Genomic DNA, 1,764 nt, shown 5'->3' with positions numbered 1-1,764 from the left:
GCGAGGCCGCGGCGCCGGTCTCGTCGGCCGCCGCCGCGAGCCCGCCGATGTTGGCCGTCACCGCCCCCGTCCCGGAGGCCGCCTCGCCGACGTTGCGCACGATCTCCTGGGTCGCCGCGCCCTGCTCCTCCACCGCCGCCGCGATCGAGGCCGACACCCCGGAGATCTCCCGGATCCGTCCCGCGATCGCGTCGATCGCCGCGACCGCCTGGCGGGTCGAGTCCTGGATCCGCCCGATCTGGCTGCCGATCTCGCCGGTGGCCCGCGCCGTCTGCGCGGCGAGCTCCTTCACCTCGGCCGCCACCACCGCGAAGCCGCGGCCGGCCTCGCCGGCGCGCGCCGCCTCGATCGTGGCGTTCAGGGCGAGCAGGTTGGTCTGCCCGGCGATCGACGAGATCATCGCCACCACGTCGCCGATCCGGGCCGCCGCCTCGCTCAGGTGCTGCACCACGGCCGCCGTCTGCGCCGCCTCGGCCACCGCCCCCTGCGCCAGCGCCGAGGAGCCGCCGACCTGCCGCCCGATCTCCAGCACCGACGAGCCGAGCTCCTCGGCCGCCGCCGCCACCGTGTTGACGTTCGAGGCCGCCTCCTCGGCGGCCATCGCCACCGTCGTCGACTGCGATGCCGTCTGCGTCGCGGTCGCCGTCATGCTCTGCGCCGTCGCCTGCAGCTCGGTCGCCGCCGCGGTCACCGTCGCGACGATGCCGCCGACCGAGCGCTCGAAGGTGTCGGCCATCTGCCGCATCGCGGCCTTGCGCTGCGCCTCCGCGCCGGCCCGCGCCAGGGCGGTCTCGCTCTCCAGCGCCCGCATGCGCAGCAGCGCAGCCTTGAACACCTGCACCGCGTCGGCGACGCGGCCCATCTCGGTGCGCGTGCCCTGGAGCGGGATCGCGGTCTCGAGGTCGCCCTCGGCCAGGGCCTGCATCGGCCGGACGACGCGGTCGATCCCGCGGCCGATGCCGGCGATCAGCAGCACGGCCATCGCGACCGCCAGGGCCAGGGCCGTCCCGAGGGCCGCGACCATCCAGAACCGGGTGCGCGCGACGGATGCCGCGGCGGACGCTTCCGCGCGCGCGGCGCCCTCCGTGTTGAGGGCGATGATCCTCTCCAGGGCGATCGAGGCGTTGCGGCGCGCGCCGATCCCCTTGCTCTGGTAGGCGAGCAGCGCCTCGGCCTTCTCGCCGGCGCGGGAATGGGCGAGGATCGGCGCCTCGGTCGCGGTGAAGGCGCCCCACTCGCGCAGGAAGGTCTCGTACAGCGCCCGCTCCTCGGGCTGCGCGATGCCGCGCGCGTAGGCGGCCATCCCGGTCTCGATCGCCTGGCCGCGCTGGGCGATGTCGCCCTCGATGGCGGCCAGCGCCTTCGGCTCGGTGGTGAGCATGTGCCGCAGCAGGCTGGTGGTGTACCGCCCGGTCAGCGCGTCGAGGGCGCCGGCGTCGCGGACGTTCGGCAGCCATCGCGTCTGCACGTCGACCAGCCGTTCCTCGACCGTCGCGATGCCGGACAGGCCGGCGAGCCCGAGCCCGAGCACGAACAGGGTCAGCGTCGCGAAGGCGGCGACGAGCCGCGTGCGGATCGAAACATTTCTCAGGGACACGCGCGACTCCGGGAATAAAGTCTTCATGGGCTTCGGCGCCCGAACATTTGCTCGCAATAAAGTATAGGTGGCCCGCGTTAAGGAATACAAAAGCGCAATCCCGATCCGTGCCCGAGGGACGGCGTTCCGCGCCGGCCGTTCCGGCGGGCCCGCGCGCCGCCGCGGGC

1 protein-coding gene is annotated in these 1,764 nt (G+C 74.4%); it reads right to left on the bottom strand.

All coding sequences use genetic code 11. From position 1 onward, the window contains the following. Window positions 1–1,597: methyl-accepting chemotaxis protein (locus tag FV223_RS26700; protein ID WP_147729743.1), on the bottom strand; the 1,597-nt coding region annotated here is incomplete at its 3' end. Window positions 1,598–1,764: the final 167 nt, after the last annotated feature.

Origin of the sequence: Methylobacterium sp. WL116 (assembly GCF_008039455.1) — a bacterium.
GTDB lineage: Bacteria > Pseudomonadota > Alphaproteobacteria > Rhizobiales > Beijerinckiaceae > Methylobacterium.
This window is presented reverse-complemented; position numbering and strand designations above follow the sequence as displayed.